Origin of the sequence: Chitinophaga sp. RAB17, assembly GCF_052114225.1 — a bacterium.
In the GTDB taxonomy this organism is placed as follows: Bacteria; Bacteroidota; Bacteroidia; order Chitinophagales; family Chitinophagaceae; genus Chitinophaga.
The window spans coordinates 149,130-171,415 of the sequence record NZ_JBFREI010000005.1; the positions used below are offsets into that span (position 1 = coordinate 149,130).

Sequence of the window (22,286 nt, forward strand, 5' to 3'; positions counted from 1 at the left end):
ATTGCTGATTAATTAATGATTACAAAGAAATATTCACACCCATGTTAAAGATCCTCGTTTGAGGATAGTAGTTACCCGTTACCGCATTCAGCTCCGGATCATACTTCTTCACGTGGCTGAACACCGCCAGGTTGAAGCCATTTGCATATACTCTCAGGTATTGCAGGTTTAAACGGGAGAGAAACGTAGCAGGGAAAGTGTAAGATAATTCCACCGTTTTAAGACGCAGAAAAGAAGCATTCCTCAGCCAGAAATCAGACTGACGGTTGGTGATATCATTGTCGCGATCAAAAGATGCGGGCATGCTGCCATTAGGGTTGGCGGCTGTCCAGCGATCTTCGTACATCCATAATGGTGGTGTTAACGCGCCGCCATTCTGGGAAGGCAGGATCAGCATTTTAGCGCCGCCCTGTCCCTGCAACAGAATGTTTAAACCAATGCCTTTATAATTAGCGCCCAAAGTAATACCATAAATGCTGGTAGGATTGGCACTTTCGAATACCCTTACCCGGTCATCGGAGGTAATTTTTTTATCGTCATTCACATCTATATAGCGGACATCACCTGGCTGCGTACCTGCCGGATGTATAGAGCCATCAATTTCGGCCTGTGTATGGTAGATGCCCTGTGTTTTATATATTAACCAGGAATTCATCGGATGGCCCTGTATCCGCTGCCATGCCGGTGTACCTGCTGCTTCATCATTGAATACTACTTTGTTTTGTGCATAAGTATAATTGACACCAACATTATAGCTAAAGTCTTTATTCACCCGGAAGTGATGTGCTGCTTCCACTTCAAATCCATGCTTGTTGACAATCCCGATATTCTCCGGAGGTAAACTGCCGGTGAGCCCCGTAGATGCCGGTATAGAAGCATTACGCGCCACCAGGATATTGGAACGGCGTGAAGTAAAATAGTCTACATTCAGTGTAAACATTCCTTTGAGGAAAGAAGATTCCAGACCGATATTCTTAGTTTCTGCTACCTCCCAGGTAATATTTGGATTAGGAGAAATACCGGCAGAAAGACCAGGCACCCTTTGCGGATCATCGCCGAAATACACACCATTATCTTTATTATATTGTAAGATGTATTGGTAAGGATCGATTTTATCATTCCCCATTTTACCCCAGGATGCCTTTATTTTCAACTGATCCAACAACGTGATGTTGTTCTTAAAAAAGGGTTCCTCTGAAATGCGCCAGCCTACAGATACACCAGGAAACGTTCCCCATCTGCTGTTTTTAGGGAAGTTAAAAGAACCATCATATCTCAATATCACTTCCGCCAGGTATTTATCTGCATAGCCATAGCTCACCCTTCCAAATACGTTCTGACGCGCTACCTGTCCTGCCGAACCACTGTTGTCCTTGTCTTTATCAGCACCCAGGGAAATCTGATCTACCTGGTCACTCAGGAAATTTCTCCGCATCGCGGTAATACCTTCGTTATATCCTTCGCTTTGTTCATAGGCCACAAATCCGCTGATATCGTGCATATGGAATGTTCTTTCATAGGCCAGCCTGATGTTATACGTCTTATTGTTATAATTTCTGAAACCTTCGTCCAGCTGCATTGGCTTCTGTTCGTTCCTGATGTTGTTATAAACTTTGGCGGCAGGGTCATAACGAAATGCATCCCAGTTATTAAGGAAAGCTTTATCGTTATGAAACTGGAAATCATATGCAGCCAAACCACTCAGGGATAAGCCAGGCGTAATAGACGGGAGTTTGAGGTCGAAAGAAAAGTTCGACTGTACAAAGTAATCCTTTACTTTATTGTAACCGGTAGCACCGGAGGCCATCAGCACAGGGTTACGACCACCTGCCAAACCTGGGCCGGGTAAACCATTTGGATAATAATCCGGCAACGTTGGATACGCGGATAATGTTTCACCGAAAATAGATCCGCTGCTGTAATTGGAGTAATGACGGTCTTCCACCCGGCCGGATACATCTACCGCTACCCGCAGGTTTTTGGTGATGCTGGCGCCCACATTTGACCGTAAATTATACTGGTGAAAGTTGGTGGCCGACTTACGATAAATCCCATCCTGGTAAAGGTATTCACCGGAAATAAAATAGTCCACGCGATCACTGCCACCATTCACCGACAGCGCATGACGATTCTGCGGAGAATAATTTTTGATCACAGAATGGTACCAGTCGGTGTTGGGATGTCCCAGGGGATCGCTGCCATCTGTATATTTTCGTATATCCTCGTCCGTGAAAAGCAAGGGCTTGTTGGAGCGGGCATATTTTTCATTCATGTAGGTAGCATACTGCCCTGCATTCAGCAGCTTGGTAATATAGGTAGGCTGCGACAGGCCATAGCTGCCATTATAGGAGATAACAGGTTTACCGGGCTTGCCTCTTTTGGTGGTAACGAGGATAACTCCATTCGCCGCCTGTGCGCCATAAATGGCTGCAGATGCATCTTTCAGCACCGTAATACTTTCTATGTCATCGGAGTTGAGGCGTTCGAAAGCACCGCGATTGGCTACCCCATCAATAACAATCAACGGGCTGTTATCATTGAGCGTACCTTTACCGCGGATGAGAATACTGGAATAATCATTACCAGGTTCACCACTGCGGTTATTGGCGATTACGCCGGTGATACGGCCTGCGAGGGAGTTGGACAAGTTCGGGGCAGGACTTTGTTTCAGTTCTGCTCCCTTCACACTGGAAACGGAGCCGGTTACATTTACCTGTTTTTTAGTACCATAACCAATCACTACTACATTATTCAATGCAGAGATGCTGGCTTCGAGTACTACGTTAATCGCCGTTCTGCCACGGATGGCTTCTTCTTTTTTCTGATATCCTACAAAAGAAAACACCAGGATACCGGTACCATCTTTCAGGTGAAGGCTATAGTGGCCGTTCGCATCGGTTTGCGTACCGTTACCGGTATGTTGCAGTCCTATACTCACACCAGCCAGGGGCTTGCCATCAGCATCTCTTACGGTACCAGTAATCACGTGTTCCTGTACAATCGCCGTTTTAGCGGGTGCTTCAAATACCACTACTGTTTTGTTGGTGATACGGTAACCCAGTGGTAGACCGTTGAAGCTGGCATCGAGTATCTGCGCAATGGTAGCATCATGCATGGATACGCTGATGGCCGGCATCTTTTGTACATCTTCATCATTGTACAGAAACTGGTAATCACTTTTTTGTTGCAGAAAATTAAACAGGCTGGAAATCTTAGCGTCTTTCAGGGAGACCGATAATTTAATTTCCTGGGAATAGCTGGCGGCACGTAACTGCAGTATACATGCCAGCGTAAGGAATAAGGTAAGTCGCATTGTACGGGAGATAAGTACCAGCAATAGTTTGTCGTCCGGGAGGTACCCGGCGCTTGCTTTTTTTTTCATAACTTTGTTAAGCATAATAGTTAGACAATACCTGTCTGTGTCCTTTTCACAAATACAAACAGGTTGTTTGGCATTATTAGCCGGGGGTGTTTGCGCATTCCCGGTTTTTTTGATTCTGGTTACATGGAATTATACATACTTGGTTGATTAATTATTTATGGACGACCAGGTAAAACCCTTAACAGTTGTCCTTCCTGTGAGAAACGTACTTTACCCGTTGTCTCCAGGAATTGTAGTATTTCGCTTAATTGTTCACTTCTTATAATTCGACCGGTGAAATGGGCATTCAGATCCACTCCGGCTTCTTTTACTATAACAACATTATACCACCTGGATAATTCATCGAGGATACCCGACAGTGGCTCGCTACGGAATATAAATAGTCCTTTCTTCCAGGCGAGGACTGCATCCATATCGGCGGTTTGCAGGGTAAGACCAGTTCCTGAAAGTGCCTGCTGCCCGGGCTGCAATACTTTACTTTCGGGACTGTTTACTGCACTCACTTTCACGGCGCCGCTGACCAGCGTAGTACGTTCATAACGTTCACCTGTATACGCTTTTATATTAAAAGAGGTACCCAGTACCTGTATAGCCGTTTTGCTGGTATGTACTACAAACGGATGTGCCGCATCAGGGGCCACTTCAAAATACGCTTCCCCATTGAGTTCCACGTTGCGTTCCCTGCCCGTAAATGCGGCAGGAAAGCGCAGGCTGGTGGCAGCGCCCACCCATACACGACTACCATCCGGGAGCACTACTTTATAATCCATTCCTTTTGGTGTAACCAGTTGTTGCAGTGCTACGGCCGTACCTTCTGTCCGGTTGGTATTTACCGGATACAGCAGGCTGCCTGCATCGTTACGGGCGATAGTACCATCCATGGCGCGGATCGTTTGTTCCCCTGTTTTATTCAATGGAATCGCTTCCTGGTCATCGATCAGGAGCTGCACCGTGTTAGGCGCTTGTTGTGGTAAACGGTTTCGTTGCTGCGCAACAGCCGGGGGATGAGTAGCTGCACGATGAAAATGGAAGAAATACCATCCCGTGGAAACTGCTGCCAGCAAAGGAAGGATGATAGCGGCATATCGAAGCAGCGGCCGCAGTCGGGAGTAGCGTTTTGCTGACCAATGAGCTGCTGCGGGGGAGGACACCTCAGCGTCCTCCTGCAGCTGCCTGGCGGTTTCGCCATCCGTGTAAATGCGTTGCATCAGCTGCGCAAATGCGTCGCTGTTATTCGGCTGATCCAGTTGAGCTACCCGTTCGCTCAGGTGATCAGGATCTGTGAGCTGTTGCCACAGTGCTTCATGATCAGGATCTTCCTTTCTCCAGGCTTGCAACTCCAACATTTCTGCAGGCGTAATCTGCCCGGTGAGTTGCCGGGATATAAGTTGTGCGATTGCTAAATTTTTGCGGGTACCTTCCATAACTGATGATGCATAAACAACCAGTCAGAAAAAGTGGGTGAAAAGAAAAGCAATTTTTTTTAAAGTATTTTTCCGAAGAGGAGTAACAGCTGGCAGGGCTGACTATTAAGGATGTCCCGCATCAGGCGCAGGGCACGTTTTTTCTGTGTTTTCACCGTGTTAATGGATACGTGCAGACGTTCGGCGATTTCATGATTACGCAGTCCTTCAAAATAACTGAGGTGTATTACCTGCTGGCATCCGGGTGGCAGTTGCTGCAATGCCTGTTGTACTTCTCCCGCTACTTCTGCCTCTATAAGGCGGAGCAGGAGGTGTTTATCTTCCGGAGCGGGTGGTTGGGTGTTGTTATACCGGCGAACTACTTTTTCATGTTTATAAATGTTGAGGCATTTATTTTTTACGGTGAGATATAAAAATACTTTGATGGCAGACAGGTCACTGAAGCTATCCATCCGTTGCCACAGGGCCACAAAGGCTTCCTGTACCAGGTCGGCGGCTTCGTCTCCAACAGGTAACATCCCTTTGGCAAATAATACCAACCTGTTATTAAACAGTTCAAATAACGTGGCGAATTGCTTTTCTTTTTCCTGTTCCGGTAGCTCAGCACGCAGTTTATCAGTCATGTGGCAGGGAAAGTTTCAATATACTTCCGCGGTGAAATTAGGAGATTGAAAAATAAAATCCTATCAGATATTAACCTGTTATAAAAGAATATTAACCATTAACCGTGCAAAATCCTTTAATTCCAGCTACCTTCACCGGACTACGGATAATTCTGTCCCTATAATCTCTCCTTCTTTTTGCAACAGTCCTTTGACACATTGATCAACAGCTTCATTGAAAGCAAAGTAGGTATCTCAGAAAATTTTTTAAGTATTCAGCTTGCTAACGACTTAAAGGAAAACCTGTTACATCTCTATTCCGAAAAAAGCATGCTGGCGGCAGGTACCGGCAATCAACAACTGGTAGCGCATGACAAAGCCGTTCGCGGCGATGTGATCTATTGGCTGGATAAACAGCATAACAATGCACATGAAAATGCATTCTTTGCGGTGATGGACGAGTTTATATTGTACCTGAACCGGTCCTGTTATACCGGTATCACCGGGTATGAGTTTCATTATACGCTCTATGAAGCGGGCAGCTTTTATAAAAAGCACCTGGATCAGTTCCGCAATAATGATAGCCGGCAGTTTTCTATGATTATCTATCTGAATACCGACTGGATCCCCGATGATGGCGGACAGCTATCTATATATCATACCAGTGGCGATGAGCAGCATATAAATCCCAGCAGTGGCAAAACTGTTTTCTTTAAAAGCAGTGAGCTGGAACACGAAGTATTGCTCACGAATAAGCCCAGGATGAGTATAACGGGCTGGTTGAAGCGGTAAAGTATAAAGATCAGGAAGTGTGTGATCGCTTTAACAGCGATCACACCTTATCAATTTTATTTACTGTAGTTATAGGCCTGTACTACCATTTCAATTTCGTCATCCGTATAGTCGTGGCTATTAATGAACTCCACAATACCCGGTTTATCGGACAGAAATTCGGCCAGCTCTTTTTTGAAGTGCTTTGCCTTTTTAGGGACTTCCTGCACGATATCAGCATTTTTCTTTTTCAGGAAGAACCGGGAAGTGGCAACCCTTCGCGGTCCCGGTGAGTAGCCGTTACCGGGTGCAACAAATGATGTGCCTCCCCACACTTTGCTCTTCTCAAAATAAACCAGGTACAAACAGAGATCTCCGCCAATACGCAATTCAGCAAAGCATTTGGAGAACCTTGCGTTTGTCATGCTAACTGGTAGTTTTATGTTGGAAAGGGTATGAAAATCTGCCTTATCGCCATCTTCATGAAATCCTATGCACTCATCTGCAGTAATAGTGACTGCCCTGGCGTCAATAGATTCTTTAAACCGGAAACTGGTGGGCGACTCGAAAGTATATTTTATCAAACCGCTTTTCTTTGTTGAATCAGGGAGGTAATAGTATCCGGTGCTGTAATAGCTTTCTCCGTTCAGCCGGCTATCAAAAATTTTTTGTGCAGATAATGTACTGCTGTATAGTCCCGAAAAAAAGATCAGCGTATTTAATATTAAAAAACGAACACTCCTCATGGTATAGGTATTAGGGCGCGCAAGTTACCCTTTTTTACAATGGCTCCCACTTTCCGCGTTGTCTTGCCATTATTATTCTATACTAATCGTCTATGCAAGACAACATATTATTTTATTATATTATTAATGATAATCAGAGAAGTTAAAAATTTATAAAAGTTATCCAATTGGCATAAATAAAAAATCAATTAACTGTATATCAATATATTAAAAAGATTAAAAACGAAAACAACAAATATATTATAATAAATTATATATACATTTAAAATCAACACTTCACACGAAATAAGATACTTTTTCCAAAAATTAACTGAATTAAATAAATTAATCTTCTACTTTTATACTTAAGTATACTGATCGATCAACCAAAAAAGTACTTAAGTACATTAATTCATCTCTAATTACTTATTTTATGAATTTGTCTACCAGCTTCATCATAGTACTATCTACTTTTTCTATTATTGCAAAAGCCGAAAATGATCCTCCTAAAAAGAAAAAAAGAGGAAGTTATCTCCTTGAACTCCCCGCTTCTTTAAACACCAGCACCGATAGTGCTAAAACCATTTCTTTTTCTCAGGATGCAGCCGCATTTAAACCAACCATACAGGTAGGCGCTATTGTACATATGTTTGCCTCCGGAGAACAAAGTGGCTTTAATACACCCTCCAATGATAAATCATCGAACGACTGGAACAAAGGTTTCTCTGTTTACCGTGCCAGGGTATTGGTAGGCGGACAGCTGACTAAAAAAGCCAGCTTCTTCATGGAAACAGAAATCCCTTCTCCCATCGGTATCCAGTCCAATGGCGAAAAAAATGTGAAAGTATCACCGATTATATTAGATGCTCAACTGGAATATACTTTCTCCAACGCATTTGAACTGGTAGCAGGTATGCAACTCGTATCCAACAACCGCAACGGTTTACAAGGTGCCGCCGGATTAATGGCCAATGACTTCACCTACTTCCAGTACCCTTATAACCTGTTTGCCAACAGCCCCCTGCAGGGCAACTTTGGCCGCGACCTCGGTGTAAACGCCCGCGGCTTTCTTGCCAACGACAAGCTGGAATATCGTCTCGGCATATTTACCGGTCGAAATGTAGACGGCGGCGCTCCGCTACGTACCGTTGCACGTGTGGCCTATAATTTCCTGGATGCTGAAAAAGACTACTACTATGCCGGCACCAAACTGGGCAAAGGTAAAACCCTGGCATGGGCCGTGGGCGTAGATGCGCAGGCCAACTACTATAACTACAGCACAGATGCATTCTTCGATTACCCACTAGGTAACGCGGGATCTATCACCGCTAATGCGGCATTCCAGTATATGTCCGGTGGCACTGCTACCGACTCGAAATACTCTTTCGCCACCCTGATCCCTAAACAAACAGTTCAGTTCCTGGAATTGGGTTACTACTTTAAAAAATCCAAACTACAGCCCTGGATCAGGTACGAAAACCAGGACGTTAGTGCCGATGTGGCACAGGCAGGCACGGTAAAACTGAGTTCTTTCGACAAAAGCAAATCCAGCAGCGTCATGGGTGGTGGGCTTAACTACTTCTTTAACGGCACCGGCACCAACCTCCGGCTCTCGTATACTACGCGCACCTATAACGTAGCCACTGCTACCGCCGACGAATACACGAAAAAAACATACGGTCAGCTATGGCTGCAGGCACAGTTCTTTATTTTCTGATTACACACGCATTCATTCATCTTCTTCCTAAAATATTATTACGCATGAGACACACTTTCCTGAAACAACTTCCCCTGCTGCTGCTGGGCGCTACGGCACTTTTTTCCTCCTGTAACAGCGGTGCGAAAAAAACTGGCAGCGATTCTACCGCCACCAAAGAAACCGTAAAAATAGGCGTACTCCACTCACTCAGCGGCACCATGGCTATCTCTGAAGTATCACTGAAAGATGCAGTACAAATGGCAGTAGATGAAATCAACGCCAAAGGCGGCGTACTCGGCAAACAAATAGAACCCGTGATCGTAGATCCGGCCTCCGACTGGGACCTGTTTGCTGAAAAAGCCAAAGAGCTGCTCATCGACAAAAAAGTATCGGCAGTATTTGGTTGCTGGACATCCGTTTCCCGCAAATCCGTACTCCCGGTATTTGAACAAAACAACGGTCTCCTCTTTTATCCCGTACAATATGAAGGAGAAGAATGCTCCAACAGCGTGATATATACCGGCGCCACTCCCAACCAGCAGCTGATTCCGGCGGCAGAATACCTGATGAGCGAAAAAGGTGGCGGCTATAAAAAATTCTACCTGCTGGGAACAGACTATGTTTTTCCCCGCACCGCCAACAAAATCCTGAAAGCATTCTTGCTCTCCAAAGGCATTCCCAAAGAAAATATCATTGAAGAATATACGCCTTTCCATCACCAGGATTACCAGACCATCATCTCTAAAGTAAAACGCTTTGCAGCCGATGGAAAAGCCTGTATCCTCTCTACCATCAACGGCGACTCCAATGTACCTTTCTATAAAGAATTTGCCAACCAGGGACTTTCTTCCGCTACCTGCCCGATCATGGCATTTTCTGTTGCGGAAGATGAACTCCGTTCTATGGACACCGAATTCCTGGTAGGTCACCTGGCTGCATGGAACTACTTCCAGTCGAACGACCTTCCCGAAAACAAAAAATTCGTTGCCGACTTCAAAGCTTACTGCGCTAAAAAAGGATTACCCGGTGGTGACAAAAGAGTAACGGATGATCCTATCTGCTGGGCTTATACCGGCGTCTACCTCTGGGCTAAAGCAGCAGAAAAAGCCGGTTCCTTCGATGTTTCAAAAGTACGCAACGCCCTCTATGGACTGGACTTCCCATCTCCTGATGGCCTCGTAAAAATGGATCCAAGAAACCATCACCTGGCAAAACCCGTAGTGATCGGCGAAATTAAACCGGACGGGCAATTTGATATTATCTGGAAATCTGCGGGACTCGTAGACCCACAACCATGGTCACCTTTAACATCTCCCGACAAAGATTGCGATTGGGTAAACCATAACGGCACCTACGCAAAAAAATAAGTTTTCAACACGGATAAAAGACAGGCTATTTCCAACTCCTCAATTATGACGCGATGAAAATTTCCTTAACACTACGATGGATACTGGCTGGCTGCATACTGCTGTTTCAACAAACAGTAGCCGCACAGGACAGTGCCTCCATTTATACCGCACAGCTGCTGCAACCAGTGAATGACTCGGTACGCACCCATGCCATAGGCAGACTGGCAGCCCTACGTATTCCGGCTACCTTTCCTTTACTCATGGCGATCAGCGACAAAAAGCTGTACCTACTCGATCGCAAGGCAGTAACGGTTGACAGTAAGCCTTCCGCAGAAGGAACATACCGGCTCTATTCTCTTTATCCCGATAATATACTTTTGAAAAACAGCAGCGGGCAACCGCTGCTGTTATCATTGTCTGCTTTACAAACAGTAGATATTCCCCGTGCCGACCGGCTGCAACTGGCCCCTATCACGCCACTACTCAATCTCTATAGCAGCGATGCACAAAAACGCCTGCTCGCCTACAGTCAGCTGAAAAATACCGGCGACAGCAGCGTGCAACTGATCCTCCAAAACGCGCTGGCAAAAGAAACCAACGCCGATGCACGCCGCACCGGTAAAGATATATTGTACGGTGCTAAATTATACAATGCCACCAATGCCGCCGTGGCTAGAGCATATATAGACAGCATTACGGATAACTGGAGCGACAATGCTCCGCAGTTGCTGAGAACATATGCCAGCAGCGGATTTTTCAATAAAGAGATGGCCACCTACGCGGCAGAGAAAGCCGTGAGCCTCGAACAACGCTACGACCGCCTCCAACGGGTACAGAACTTTTTCAGTGGATTAAGTCTGGGTAGTATTCTTATACTCATTGCCCTGGGGCTTTCTATTGTATACGGACTGGCCGGCATCATTAATATGGCGCATGGAGAATTTATGATGATTGGCGCCTATACCACTTACTGCACACAACTATTTTTCACCAATGTACTGGGCATTCCGCAAACAGATCTTTTCTTCGTAGCCGCATTGCCCGTCTCTTTTGTAATAGCGGGTGCAATGGGCTTGTTGCTGGAAAGGCTCGTCATCCGGCACCTGTACGCCAAGCCACTGGAAAGCCTGCTGGCTACCTGGGGGGTAAGTTTAATCCTGGTACAAACCGCCCGCATTTTATTTGGAGACCTCACCGCCGTTAAAACACCACTATTATTATCCGGCGGATGGCAGGTATCACCGCATCTAACGTTACCGTATAATCGATTATTTATTATTGCGCTGACCCTGGTGATGGTATTGCTGACTTACTTCATGCTTTACCGGAGCAGACTGGGTTTACAAATCAGAGCGGTTACACAGAACCGGCAAATGAGTGCCTGCCTGGGTATTGAAACAAAACGTATCGCCGCCATCACCTTTTTTATTGGCTCGGGACTGGCCGGGCTGGCTGGCTGCGCTATCACTTTAATCGGTAATGTGGTTCCGGATATGGGACAAACATATATCGTTGATTCCTTCCTGGTGGTCGTAACAGGAGGTGTAGGCAAGCTCGCAGGTACTATTGTTTCTGGTCTTGGCATTGGCTTCTTCACCAAAGTGCTGGAATCCTTCTTCCAGGCGGTTTATGGCAAAGTGTTTATCCTCGTGTTTATCATGCTGTTTATGCAGTATAAACCCAAAGGCTTATTTCCTGACAAAGGCCGCATAGCGGAAGATTAAAAACCAGGCATATGAAAACGAAAAACAATCCACTGTATTATATATTATTCATCGCCATTTTTGCGATCCTGTTGCCGGCAGGATATATGTCCGGCCTCCTTTCAGTGAACACCATCTCTGTATGGGGGCGATACTTCTGTTTTGCTATTGCGGCGCTGGGTATAGACCTGATATGGGGCTATACCGGCATTTTATCGATGTGCCAGGCCTTCTTCTTTTGCCTGGGCAGCTACGGCATTGCCATGCACCTGCTGCTGAAAAAAACAGTGGCCGCCGGTGGCGTACTCCCTGATTTTATGGCCTGGAATAAGATAGATACGTTACCGTTATTCTGGCAACCATTTCAATCTTTCGGATGGACCCTCACACTCTGTCTGCTGATACCTGCGCTGTTTGCCTTTGTTACCGGCTTTGTATTATTCAGAAGCAGAATTAAAGGCGTGTATATGGCTATTATCACGCAGGCACTGACATTAGCCATGTGGTTAATTTTCCTGAGAAATGAAACCAACCTGGGCGGCACCAATGGTTTGACCGATTTCAAAACCATGCTGGGCTATGATTTGTCTTCTTCTTCCGTGAAACTGGGGTTATATATGCTCTCCTTTACGACACTCTGCGCAGCTTACTTCGCCTGTTATAAAATTACCCATTCCAAATTCGGTAAAGTATTACAGGCTATCCGCGACAGTGAGTCACGCATCAGCTATGCTGCCTATAAAGTAGTGGATTATAAGCTGGCCGTTTTCGTAGTGGCGGCACTGTTAGCTGCCGTAGGTGGGATGCTTTATCTGCCACAGACAGGCATTATTACACCCGGCCGTATGGATGTAAAAGCATCTGTGGAAATGGTGATGTGGGTGGCACTGGGAGGCAGAGGAAACCTGAAAGGTGCGGTAATAGGCGCTTTGCTGGTTAACTTCCTTTACAGTGTATGTACCAGTCTGTTCCCGGACTCCTGGTTGTTTATCCTCGGATTCCTTTTCGTGATTACTGTATTATACTTCGATAAAGGATTCATGGGACTGCTGGACAGCCTCAAACAACGGTTCATTTCTTTCAAAACAACTCAAACAACCCATTGATATGCTACTTACTGTCAACAACCTGTCGGTATCATTTGGGGGTGTACATGCACTGAACCTGGACCATTTCAGTCTGCGCGATAAAGAACTGCGTGTCATCATTGGTCCTAATGGAGCGGGCAAGTCCACCTTCCTGGATATCATCTGCGGAAAAACAAAAGCTGACAAAGGAGAAATATTTTTTAATGGCAAAGCTATTACCGGCAAAACGGAAGTAAAGATTGCCGAACTAGGTATCGGCAGGAAATTCCAGAAGCCCTCCGTATTTCCGGGGCTTACCGTATATGATAACCTGATGCTGGCAGCCAAAATGAAGAAAGACATTTTTTCTTCGCTCTTCTTCAAACCTACGCCGGCCCTGGCAGAAAGGATACATAAAGTGGCCACGAAATTATCGCTCACCACCGTCATGTATAAGATGGCAGGCGACCTGTCGCATGGACAAAAGCAGTGGTTGGAAATAGCCATTGTCGTACTACAGGACCCAACGCTTATGCTGATAGATGAACCCGCGGCGGGCATGTCGGACGAAGAAACCGAGAAAACAGGCGCCCTGCTGCTGGAGCTCTCCAAGGCACACAGCATTATTGTGATAGAACATGATATGAAATTTGTAGAACAGATAGCCAACGAACTGGTGACCGTGCTGGTTCGTGGCAAACGCTTGATGGAAGGAACTTTCGCGGAAGTAAAAAATGATCAGCGGGTAATAGATTGCTATTTAGGTCGTACTAACGCTCAATTAGAAACATTATGATCCACACAATCCAGGCACCGGTATTAATCGTCAATCAACTTAGCGCAGCATATGGACAAAGTACCATCCTGCGTGGCACCACGCTTACCGTAAAAAAAGGCGCCGTTACCACCGTCATGGGCCGCAATGGCGTTGGCAAAACCACCCTGCTCAAAACCATCATGGGCCTGTTGCCCGTACAGGACGGCAGCATCATTTTCAACAATGAAAATATAACAGCCCTGCCCCCACATAAAAAAGCAAAAGCAGGCATCGCCTACGTACCACAGGGGCGGGAAATTATTCCAAAGCTCACCGTATACGAAAATCTGCAACTCGGGCTACAGGCACATCCCGACCGCAACGCCAAAGTTCCGGAGGAAGAAATTTTCAGTCTCTTTCCTATCCTGAAGGATTTCCGTAAACGTGCCGGTGGTAATCTCAGTGGTGGTCAGCAACAACAACTATCTATCGCCAGGGCCCTGGTGAGCCGCCCCTCTCTCCTGCTACTCGATGAACCTACAGAAGGTATACAACCGTCTATCGCGCAGGAAATAGGCAGCATATTGCAACAACTGGTGCAGGAAAAAGAACTTTCTGTATTATTGGTAGAGCAAAAAATTGATTTCGCCAACCAGGTAACAGACCACTATTATTTCATGGACAGAGGTAAAATGATTATGGATGGCACCGCGGAAGAACTGAAGCATTCCGCACTGGAGAAACATATATCGGTGTAGCTGTTAGCCTTTAGCTGTTAGCTATTAGGAAAATGCAGCGGAGATTAAGTATTATCGGTGTAGCTATTAGCTAYTAGCCTTTAGCTGTTGGCTATTAGGAAAATGCRGCGGAGATTAAGTATTATTAGTATAGCTACTAGCCTTTAGCTGTTGGCTATTAGGAAAATGCAGCGGAGATTAAGTATTATTAGTATAGCTACTAGCCTTTAGCTGTTGGCTATTAGGAAAATGCAGCGGAGATTAAGTATTATTGGATAATTCTAAACACTAACAACCACCTGTTACTCGCTAAAGGCTAACCGCTAAAAGCTAAAAGCTATTTCTCTATGCATCCAGTATCTGAAGATCGCAGTGTATTTAAAATTTTCACCATCCTTTATGCGGTGGCGTTGACCACCATTGCCCTGCTAAGTATTTTCAGCCAGATAAAAATACAACAGGCGCTCAACCACCAGATGAATGATTCCCATGTCATCAACTTTGCTGCGCGGCTACGTACGTATAGCCAGACGTTGAGTAAACTGGCGCTGTTATTGGAGTCTGGCAGAGACATAGAAGATAACCGCAAAGAATTTATTAATACCCTCAAGCAATGGCAGAAATCACATGAAGGCCTGCAGGCAGGCAGCAACTTCCTGAACCTGCCGGCCAACGACCAGGATGAGCTGAAACAGATGTTTGAGATTATCCGCAATCCACACCAGGAAATATGGGATGCTGCCAGCAAAATGATCACCGTATTGTACAGCGACAGCACCTTCACGCCAGCGCATATACGACCTTATGTACAAACCATCCTGGCATATGAAAAATCATACCTGCTGGGCATGGAGCTGATTGTATTTGACTATGACCGGTTTTCAAAAGAGCGGATACGCAACCTGAAAGAAATAGAATACATTGTGCTGGGGCTGGTACTCTTCACCCTCCTGTTGGAAGCCGCCGTCATCTTCTATCCGCTGTCTACCCGCATCCGCAAAATTATCCGGGGCCTGGTAGATGCCGAAGAAAGAGCCCGGAAATTAACAGAGCAGGTGCAACTGGCGAACCAGGAAAAACTATTGCGACAGGAAACGGAACAACGCATCCGCTCCTACTCCATCATCAATGGTCAGGAAAAAGAACGCAAAAGAATTGCTGCTGAAATACATGACGGTATCGGACAAATGCTGACCAGTCTGCGTATGAAACTCGAACAGATTGAAGACCGCAGCATACAACATGACCCGGAAATAGCGATGGTCAACTCCCTGATGTATAGCATTATCAACGAAACCAAACGGATCTGCTCTGACCTGTTGCCCAGTGTACTGGAAGATTTCGGACTGAGAGCAGCCATTGAAGAATTGATTAAAATATGCCGGCAAACAGCTCCCGGTATAGACTTCCAGCTGGAAGAAACTTTGTCGGCAGGTCCTTTACCCAAAGAAGTAAAGACCGGCGTTTACCGTATCTTGCAGGAAGCATTGAACAATGCCATTAAACATGCAGACGCGGATACTATAGAAGTAGATATTGACGGCACCGCCAATTTCCTGCAATTAAGCATCCGTGATAATGGTAAAGGATTTCATTTCGACAGCCAGCAACTGTTTTCAACAGAGCTGGCAAAAAAAGTAAATGGCATCCGTAATATGAAAGAAAGGGCAGAGCTGTTGGGAGGCACCCTGCAAATCAGCTCACAACCCGGCACCGGAACAATTGTACAGTTAGCAATCACCTTTTAGCCATGAAAAAAATAGGCGTTTTTTTAGTAGATGATCATGAAATCTTCCGCAATGGCCTTAAACAGCTGATCAATAGCGAAGTCGACATGGAAGTATGTGGAGAAGCCAGCAGCGGAGAAGATGCGCTGCAACAATTAGCCGCCGCAGCTCCCGACGTGATCATCATGGATATTCGTATGCCCGGCATGAATGGTCTGGAAACAAGTACCCTCCTGCTGGAAAAAAATCCCCGTGGCCGCATTCTTTTCTTCAGCCTCTTTGATGAACCCGACTATGTAGCAGCTGCCCTCGAAATGGGTGCCAGCGGCTACATCCTGAAAGATACCAGCAACAAAATATTCCTTAGCGCCATCCGTACCATCCACCAGGGTAAATATTATTTTATAGGAGAAGTCAGTGACATCCTTGTAAAAAAATACCTCGACGCCAAACAATCAACACCCGGCAACGGCAGCACCCAGGAAATTTCCTTATCACGCCGCGAAGAACAGATCATCCGAATGATCAGCAACGGCCGTAATAATAAAGACATCGCGGAGTCGCTGAATATCAGTATCCGTACCATTGAAGCACACCGCATGAATATATTGCGGAAGTTCCAGGTGAATAGTATTGAAGAAGCGGTGGAATATTGTAAAAGTGCGGGGATGTTAAAGGAGGAATGAATCCCTATGCTAGATGACCTGGCACATGCCATTCAGGAATCCTTGGGAAATTAAATAGCCCTTTTCAATTACTTGAAAAGGGCTATTTAATACATCTATTATATAAATATTATTACTATATTTTCCACTTCAATTTAGCAACCACTTTATTTGCTTCCGCCAGCTTTCCAGGGAATAGAATCTTTCCTGAAAGCTTATCCAGGGATTTATCCCTTTTAACTTTAACACCTAACATTGATGCACCTTTCAGTTCTTTTTTGTACTTCATAACTGTGAAATTAATCCTTTTTTCGCTTAATAAGAAATCCAAAGTAGGTAACACTTTTAACAAAGGGTTTAACAATATATAATCCGTTAATCAAAACAACACCATATATCTCAAAATCTACATTGAGTTCATCCAGATTATTGGCGATAGCCATGCGATAAAGTCGTGTTCGCTCGGGGGTACTTCCTGTGAAAAATACGTACTTATCAGAATAACGAGCAGTAAATTCATATACGGTAGCCGCAACTGTTGCTAACACTTTATTTCTATCTTTATTGTCATTTTTTACAGCGTCATTCACTTCTCCTTTTGTCATTAAATCCCCAAAGGCCAGGTTATATATATCAGGGTTCTCTGTTTCTATAAACTGAACAACTTTTTGTATCTCACCTTTCGGTCCCTCACTGATGAATTTAAACTCAAGAGCATCTTTCGAAATCAACAATGACTCATATTTTTCATATTTCATTCTATTGGTAATAATTACTCGATAAACAAATACTCCTAAATAAAATGGGGGCGATTTCCTTATTGCAAAACTCGTTGTTTATAAACGCAAATTCCTTTTTTATTTGTAAAGTAAATTGTTTTAACAAATACGTTCGGTTATAAAAAAGCCTTCAAATCTTACGATCTGAAGGCTGCTATATCTTTCCTCAACAATTAACGTTTCCACACATTATCCTTCTCATTGGCATCCATAAACAAATTCCCATCCAGCTTAATCGCCGAGATCTCTTTTGTATAAGACAAATTCAGCAATACCTCTTTCTGATTTGCTTTCCAGATGCCGGGTGTCTGATGTTCACTTTTAGTTGTACCATCTTTGAAGGTAATCACTATATCAAAAGGTATGGCGAAACCACCGGTATTGAGGATACGTAGTGAAGCTTTTTTGGCATTCAGTTTCACGTCTGCCAGGGTAAGATCTATATAGTTATTACTAAAGTACCAGTTATTCCAGAACCAGTTCAGGTTTTGTCCGGCGGCGGTATTGAAAGAATAAAAGTAATCCCAGGGAATAGGATGTTTACCATGCCAGTTGTTCATATACGCATGCAGGCATTTTTTCAACAGGACATCTCCCAGCATATCTTTCAATGCGAGGTAAGACAACGATGCTTTGCCATAGGAGTTGCTGCTATATCCCATGCCGCTCACCTGGTTAGCCATAGAAATGATGGGTTGATCTTCCTCAGTGGAAGGATCATGCGTATATCTATTCACCCTGAACTTACGGTAAAAATCATCTGCTGTTTCCTTTCCTTTCTCTGCTATACCGATCAGGTATTCGAAGGTAGTAGCCCAGCCCTCATCCATAAAGGAATAGCGGCTTTCGTTGATGCCCATATAAAAAGGGAAATAAGTATGTGCGATTTCATGATCCTGTACCAGCTGGGCAAAACTAAGGTCATCTCCCACGGAGCCATCATTTACCACCATCGGATACTCCATGTCGGCAAAGCCCTGAACAGCAGTCATCGCCGGAAATGGATAAGATACACCCGGCCATTGATGAGAGAACCAGTTTAATGCATTATGTGAAAAAGCTACGGAGTGATGAAAATCAGTGGCTGTATCCTGGTAGGCCGCCTGTATGCTGGCGCGGCGCTTGGCGCTGCTGTCTACTACTACGCTGGCAGCATCCCAAACATAATGATCGCTGGTAGCGTAGGTTACGTCAGCAATATGAGTAGCACTGAATTTCCAGGTGTTGCGGGCTTGCTGCGCTGTGACTTCCCCCCGCAACATTTCCTGAAGGTTCGCAATGTGAGCTGTTGTGTCTGAGCTATAGGAACGCTCCAGCCGCTTTGCAAATACAGGGCGTAATACTTCTGCTGCATTTTGCAGTGTACCTGTTCCCCATACCACATAATTCTTAGGCACGGTCACGGCTACATTATAGTCATTGAAGTCGCTGTAAAATTCTACGCGGTCGGTATGCTCTATGCCATCCCAGCCGTTATAATCGTCATATACAGATACCCTTGGATAAGCATATGCCATAAAAGCGGTGGTACTATCAAGCATACCTTCTCTGCCACTCAACACCGACAAATCGTAGTGCCAGTTGATATGCAGATGCATGCTATCTTTCGATGACAACGGTTTTGGAAACTCCACCCAGGAAGTGGTACCTACATCGTTGTTGATTTTTACGGGTATGCCATCAATCAACAGCTGATCTATGATCACACCATCTGTTAAAAAGTCTTTGCTCACATAACCCGAGCGCGGTGATTGAAATTTATGCAGATTGCAGATGAGCCGCAACACCATTCCTTTCAATTCATTGGGGCTGTTATTGAGATAAGTGATCGTTTCCACACCCGTCACGGTCCTGTTGGGCGGGTTCACCGAAAGTTCAATATTATATATTCCTTTGTTCTGCCAGTAACGTTTACCTGGCGCGCCACTCTTGTCTCTCGTCTGGTTAATATATGCCTGTTTAATATTACGCGGCATATACAATTCCTGTGCTGTTGCCAAAGTGCTGACACCTAATAACAACAGCAGGCTATACATAATTTTGTTCATATTCGACTGCTGATTTCAAGGGATAAAAATAGGAAAAGTCAATGGAAATGGCTGATAATATACGGATCAGAAAAAGTACGATTCTATTTTCTGTGCCAGCCGCGATAAAAATTCATTCGGAATATGATCGTGAGAAGCTTTGAGCTTCCCACTTTCATCCGGCCGGAAAGTAACCTGGTGGCTGTCTATTTCCACCATGTATGTTTTTTCGTTATCATTGCCTGGTAGTATATGATAGTCTTTACCATCCAGGTGAATAATTGCCTTTTCCATAGTAGTAACATTTTACATGAAGTTAGCTAATTATAATTATGATGTGTTTCCATCCCGGCAGCTTTTACACCAATGGCAAAAACGATCAGTGGGTGTATCAAAAACGAACACATTATTAAAATATCAAAACTATAACCATAGTTATTATTAAAGATGTTATATCCGGTATAATTTTCCCGGTAAAGCAGTTCAAATATCATAGCCATGCAGCTGTTAAAGATCACTTTTCGTAATCTGCTAAAAAACAAAGGGTATTCAGCAATCAATATTATTGGTTTGGCGATGGGCATGGCCGTCACTCTCCTGATTGGTTTATGGATATGGGATGAGCTTTCTTTTAATCATTGGCATAACCATCATCAGCGGATTGCACAGGTGATGGATGTACAAACCATCAACGGAGAAAGTAATACCAGTGAGTCTGTGGCCATACCTTTGGCAGATGAGTTACGCAACAACTATGCAAATGACTTCAAACATGTAGCGATACTTTTTCCAAACTTCACCCATGCCGTTGCCGTAGGCGATAAAAAATTATCACAGTCAGGTGTATGGGTCCAGCCCGATTTGCCGGAAATGCTCACCCTGAAAATGATCAGCGGTAAGCGAGATGCGCTGAAAGATCCTTCTTCTGCACTGATCACCCGTTCACTGGCAAAGGCTTTATTTGGAGACACCGACCCTACCGGTAAAGGCTTCCGACTCGACAACCGTACCGACTTACAGGTAGGTGGCGTATTTGAAGACCTTCCGCAAAACACTACTTTTCACGGCACACAACTGTTCCTTTCCTGGGATAAAGCCATCAGCACACTGCCCTGGCTGAAAGAAGCACAAAGCCAGTGGGATAACCGTTACTGGAAACTATATGTAGAATTAAATGATCACGCCGACATTGATAAAGTCAACGCCCATATAAAAGATATCGCTCAAAAACATATTAAGGGAGGCACAGAAACATTATTGCTGCACCCGATGGATAAATGGCATTTGTACAGCGAGTTTAAAAATGGGCAGGTTGCCGGCGGCAGAATCAGGCTGGTATGGCTTTTCGGCATCATTGGCGCATTGGTATTATTGCTGGCCTGTATTAACTTCATGAACTTAGCCACTGCACGTAGTGCCAAACGTTCAAAAGAAGTAGGCATACGCAAGGCCATTGGCTCTACCCGTACACAACTGATCTGGCAGTTCCTCACCGAATCCCTGGTGTTATCATTTCTTTCTTTTATTGGCTGCGTAGGCATCGTGTATATCTTATTACCGCTGTTTAACAGGTTAACGGAAAAACAACTCAGCATCCCGTTTGCACAACCGCTGTTATGGATGGCATTGATCGGCTTTACTGCGTTCACCGGTCTGATGGCAGGCAGCTATCCTGCTTTTTATTTGTCTTCTTTCCGCCCCGTTAAAGTATTAAAGGGAAATGTAACGGCAGGACGCTTTTCATTACTCCCCCGCAACACCTTGATGGTAGTGCAATTCAGCGTATCCATTGCATTGATCATTGGTACCGTTATTATTTATCAGCAGATACAATACGGCAAAAACAGGCCGGTAGGTTATAACCGGGAAGGACTGATTATGGTAACGATGAGTACCGGAGAAATGTATGGCGCGCCTTATGATGCTTTGAGAAATGCATTGCTGGAAACCGGCGCCGTAGCAGACATGGCCAAATCGGATATTCCTTCTACCCAAAGCCCCGATTACAATACAGAAGTGAGCTGGAACGGCAAAACAGCCAATGCGAAAACACCTGTTGGCGTGATAGGTGTAACACACGACTACGGCCACACCATCGGCTGGCAAATCAAGGATGGCCGCGATTACTCCAGGAGTTATGCCACGGATACGGGTACACTTATTTTAAATGAAACAGCGGTTAAACTCACCGGACTTCGACATCCGGTAGGAGCCACCATTTACGTTAATAGTCAGCCCCGTATTATTACCGGTGTGGTAAAAGATATGATCATGGAATCGCCGTATGCGCCTGTAGCACCTACTATTTTCAGTCTGCAATATGGTATGATGAATGCCATGACGGTGCGCATCAACCCAGCCATGCCCATGCGGGAGGCGCTGGCTAAAATAGCGCCGGTATTTAAACGATTCAATCCCGGCGGTCCATTCGACTATACATTTACAGACGATGCGTATGCACAGAAGTTTTCTGATGAAGAACGGGTAGCCAGACTGGCCACTGTGTTTGCAGTACTCGCTATCTTTATATCCTGCCTGGGTGTATTGGGGCTGGCGTCTTTCATGGCAGAACAACGCACGAAAGAAATTGGTATCCGCAAGGTCATGGGAGCGTCTATCGCCAATGTATTGATGCTCCTGTCAAAAGATTTTGTAAAGCTGGTCATCATCTCCCTGGTACTGGCCTCTCCTGTTACGTATTACTTTATGCAAAACTGGTTACAAAATTACACCTACCATATCTCAGTGTCTATATGGCTTTTTGTAGCTGCTGGCATCAGTACCGTTCTCGTAACGTTGCTGACAGTGAGTTACCAGTCGGCCAGGGCAGCGCTTATGAACCCCGTAAAAAGCCTGAGAGCGGAATAAGCGA

18 protein-coding genes are annotated in these 22,286 nt (G+C 45.0%); 10 read left to right on the top strand and 8 right to left on the bottom strand.

Annotated features, from left to right (window positions below; translation table 11 throughout):
• Positions 1-19: 19 nt before the first annotated feature.
• From AB4Z08_RS18425 to AB4Z08_RS18435, 3 genes are all read right to left on the bottom strand, one after another.
• A complete protein-coding gene (locus AB4Z08_RS18425) occupies positions 20-3,382 on the bottom strand; it encodes a TonB-dependent receptor (RefSeq protein WP_441575232.1) in 3,363 nt (1,120 codons plus the stop codon).
• A gap of 155 nt (positions 3,383-3,537) precedes the next feature.
• A complete protein-coding gene (locus AB4Z08_RS18430) occupies positions 3,538-4,806 on the bottom strand; it encodes a FecR family protein (RefSeq protein WP_441575233.1) in 1,269 nt (422 codons plus the stop codon).
• A gap of 59 nt (positions 4,807-4,865) precedes the next feature.
• The gene (locus tag AB4Z08_RS18435; RefSeq protein WP_441575234.1) at positions 4,866-5,429 is read right to left on the bottom strand and encodes an RNA polymerase sigma-70 factor; all 564 of its coding nucleotides are present in this window, start codon (positions 5,427-5,429) and stop codon (positions 4,866-4,868) included.
• Between the two features lie 177 nt (positions 5,430-5,606).
• Between AB4Z08_RS18435 and AB4Z08_RS18440 the strand changes: the two genes are divergently transcribed.
• Positions 5,607-6,200: a 2OG-Fe(II) oxygenase gene (locus AB4Z08_RS18440; RefSeq protein ID WP_441575235.1), complete on the top strand. Its 594-nt coding sequence runs from the start codon at positions 5,607-5,609 to the stop codon at positions 6,198-6,200.
• 56 nt (positions 6,201-6,256) lie between these two features.
• Here the strand turns inward: AB4Z08_RS18440 and AB4Z08_RS18445 are convergent, their stop codons facing one another.
• Positions 6,257-6,925: a hypothetical protein gene (locus AB4Z08_RS18445; protein ID WP_441575236.1), complete on the bottom strand. Its 669-nt coding sequence runs from the start codon at positions 6,923-6,925 to the stop codon at positions 6,257-6,259.
• 412 nt (positions 6,926-7,337) lie between these two features.
• Between AB4Z08_RS18445 and AB4Z08_RS18450 the strand changes: the two genes are divergently transcribed.
• From AB4Z08_RS18450 to AB4Z08_RS18485, 8 genes are all read left to right on the top strand, one after another.
• Positions 7,338-8,621 (top strand): hypothetical protein, encoded by a 1,284-nt coding sequence (locus AB4Z08_RS18450; protein ID WP_441575237.1) that lies wholly within the window; start codon positions 7,338-7,340, stop codon positions 8,619-8,621.
• 44 nt (positions 8,622-8,665) lie between these two features.
• Positions 8,666-9,970, top strand: coding sequence for an urea ABC transporter substrate-binding protein (gene urtA, locus AB4Z08_RS18455; protein WP_441575238.1), 1,305 nt, complete (start codon positions 8,666-8,668; stop codon positions 9,968-9,970).
• A 53-nt stretch (positions 9,971-10,023) separates the two neighbouring features.
• Positions 10,024-11,676, top strand: a complete 1,653-nt coding sequence (gene urtB, locus AB4Z08_RS18460) for an urea ABC transporter permease subunit UrtB (RefSeq protein WP_441575239.1) — start codon at positions 10,024-10,026, stop codon at positions 11,674-11,676.
• A gap of 11 nt (positions 11,677-11,687) precedes the next feature.
• Positions 11,688-12,761 (top strand): urea ABC transporter permease subunit UrtC, encoded by a 1,074-nt coding sequence (gene urtC, locus AB4Z08_RS18465; RefSeq protein ID WP_441575240.1) that lies wholly within the window; start codon positions 11,688-11,690, stop codon positions 12,759-12,761.
• 1 nt (position 12,762) lies between these two features.
• The gene (gene urtD / locus AB4Z08_RS18470; protein ID WP_441575241.1) at positions 12,763-13,518 is read left to right on the top strand and encodes an urea ABC transporter ATP-binding protein UrtD; all 756 of its coding nucleotides are present in this window, start codon (positions 12,763-12,765) and stop codon (positions 13,516-13,518) included.
• On the top strand, positions 13,515-14,237 hold the full coding sequence (gene urtE / locus AB4Z08_RS18475) for an urea ABC transporter ATP-binding subunit UrtE (protein WP_441575242.1): 723 nt from the start codon (positions 13,515-13,517) through the stop codon (positions 14,235-14,237). The genes urtD and urtE overlap by 4 nt, the downstream gene beginning before the upstream one ends.
• A 326-nt stretch (positions 14,238-14,563) precedes the next feature.
• On the top strand, positions 14,564-15,964 hold the full coding sequence (locus tag AB4Z08_RS18480; protein ID WP_441575243.1) for an ATP-binding protein: 1,401 nt from the start codon (positions 14,564-14,566) through the stop codon (positions 15,962-15,964).
• 2 nt (positions 15,965-15,966) lie between these two features.
• Positions 15,967-16,629: a response regulator gene (locus tag AB4Z08_RS18485; protein ID WP_441575244.1), complete on the top strand. Its 663-nt coding sequence runs from the start codon at positions 15,967-15,969 to the stop codon at positions 16,627-16,629.
• 115 nt (positions 16,630-16,744) lie between these two features.
• Here the strand turns inward: AB4Z08_RS18485 and AB4Z08_RS18490 are convergent, their stop codons facing one another.
• From AB4Z08_RS18490 to AB4Z08_RS18505, 4 genes are all read right to left on the bottom strand, one after another.
• A complete protein-coding gene (locus AB4Z08_RS18490; RefSeq protein ID WP_441575245.1) occupies positions 16,745-16,897 on the bottom strand; it encodes a hypothetical protein in 153 nt (50 codons plus the stop codon).
• Positions 16,898-16,907: 10 nt separating this feature from the next.
• Positions 16,908-17,366: a DUF6934 family protein gene (locus tag AB4Z08_RS18495; RefSeq protein WP_441575246.1), complete on the bottom strand. Its 459-nt coding sequence runs from the start codon at positions 17,364-17,366 to the stop codon at positions 16,908-16,910.
• A 194-nt stretch (positions 17,367-17,560) separates the two neighbouring features.
• Positions 17,561-19,435: a M1 family metallopeptidase gene (locus AB4Z08_RS18500; protein WP_441575247.1), complete on the bottom strand. Its 1,875-nt coding sequence runs from the start codon at positions 19,433-19,435 to the stop codon at positions 17,561-17,563.
• A gap of 66 nt (positions 19,436-19,501) precedes the next feature.
• A complete protein-coding gene (locus AB4Z08_RS18505; protein ID WP_441575248.1) occupies positions 19,502-19,708 on the bottom strand; it encodes a hypothetical protein in 207 nt (68 codons plus the stop codon).
• Positions 19,709-19,912: 204 nt separating this feature from the next.
• Here AB4Z08_RS18505 and AB4Z08_RS18510 point away from each other — a divergent pair, with 204 nt between their 5' ends.
• Complete coding sequence (locus tag AB4Z08_RS18510) at positions 19,913-22,282, top strand: ABC transporter permease (protein WP_441575249.1); 2,370 nt, start codon at positions 19,913-19,915, stop codon at positions 22,280-22,282.
• The last annotated feature ends 4 nt before the right edge of the window (positions 22,283-22,286 follow it).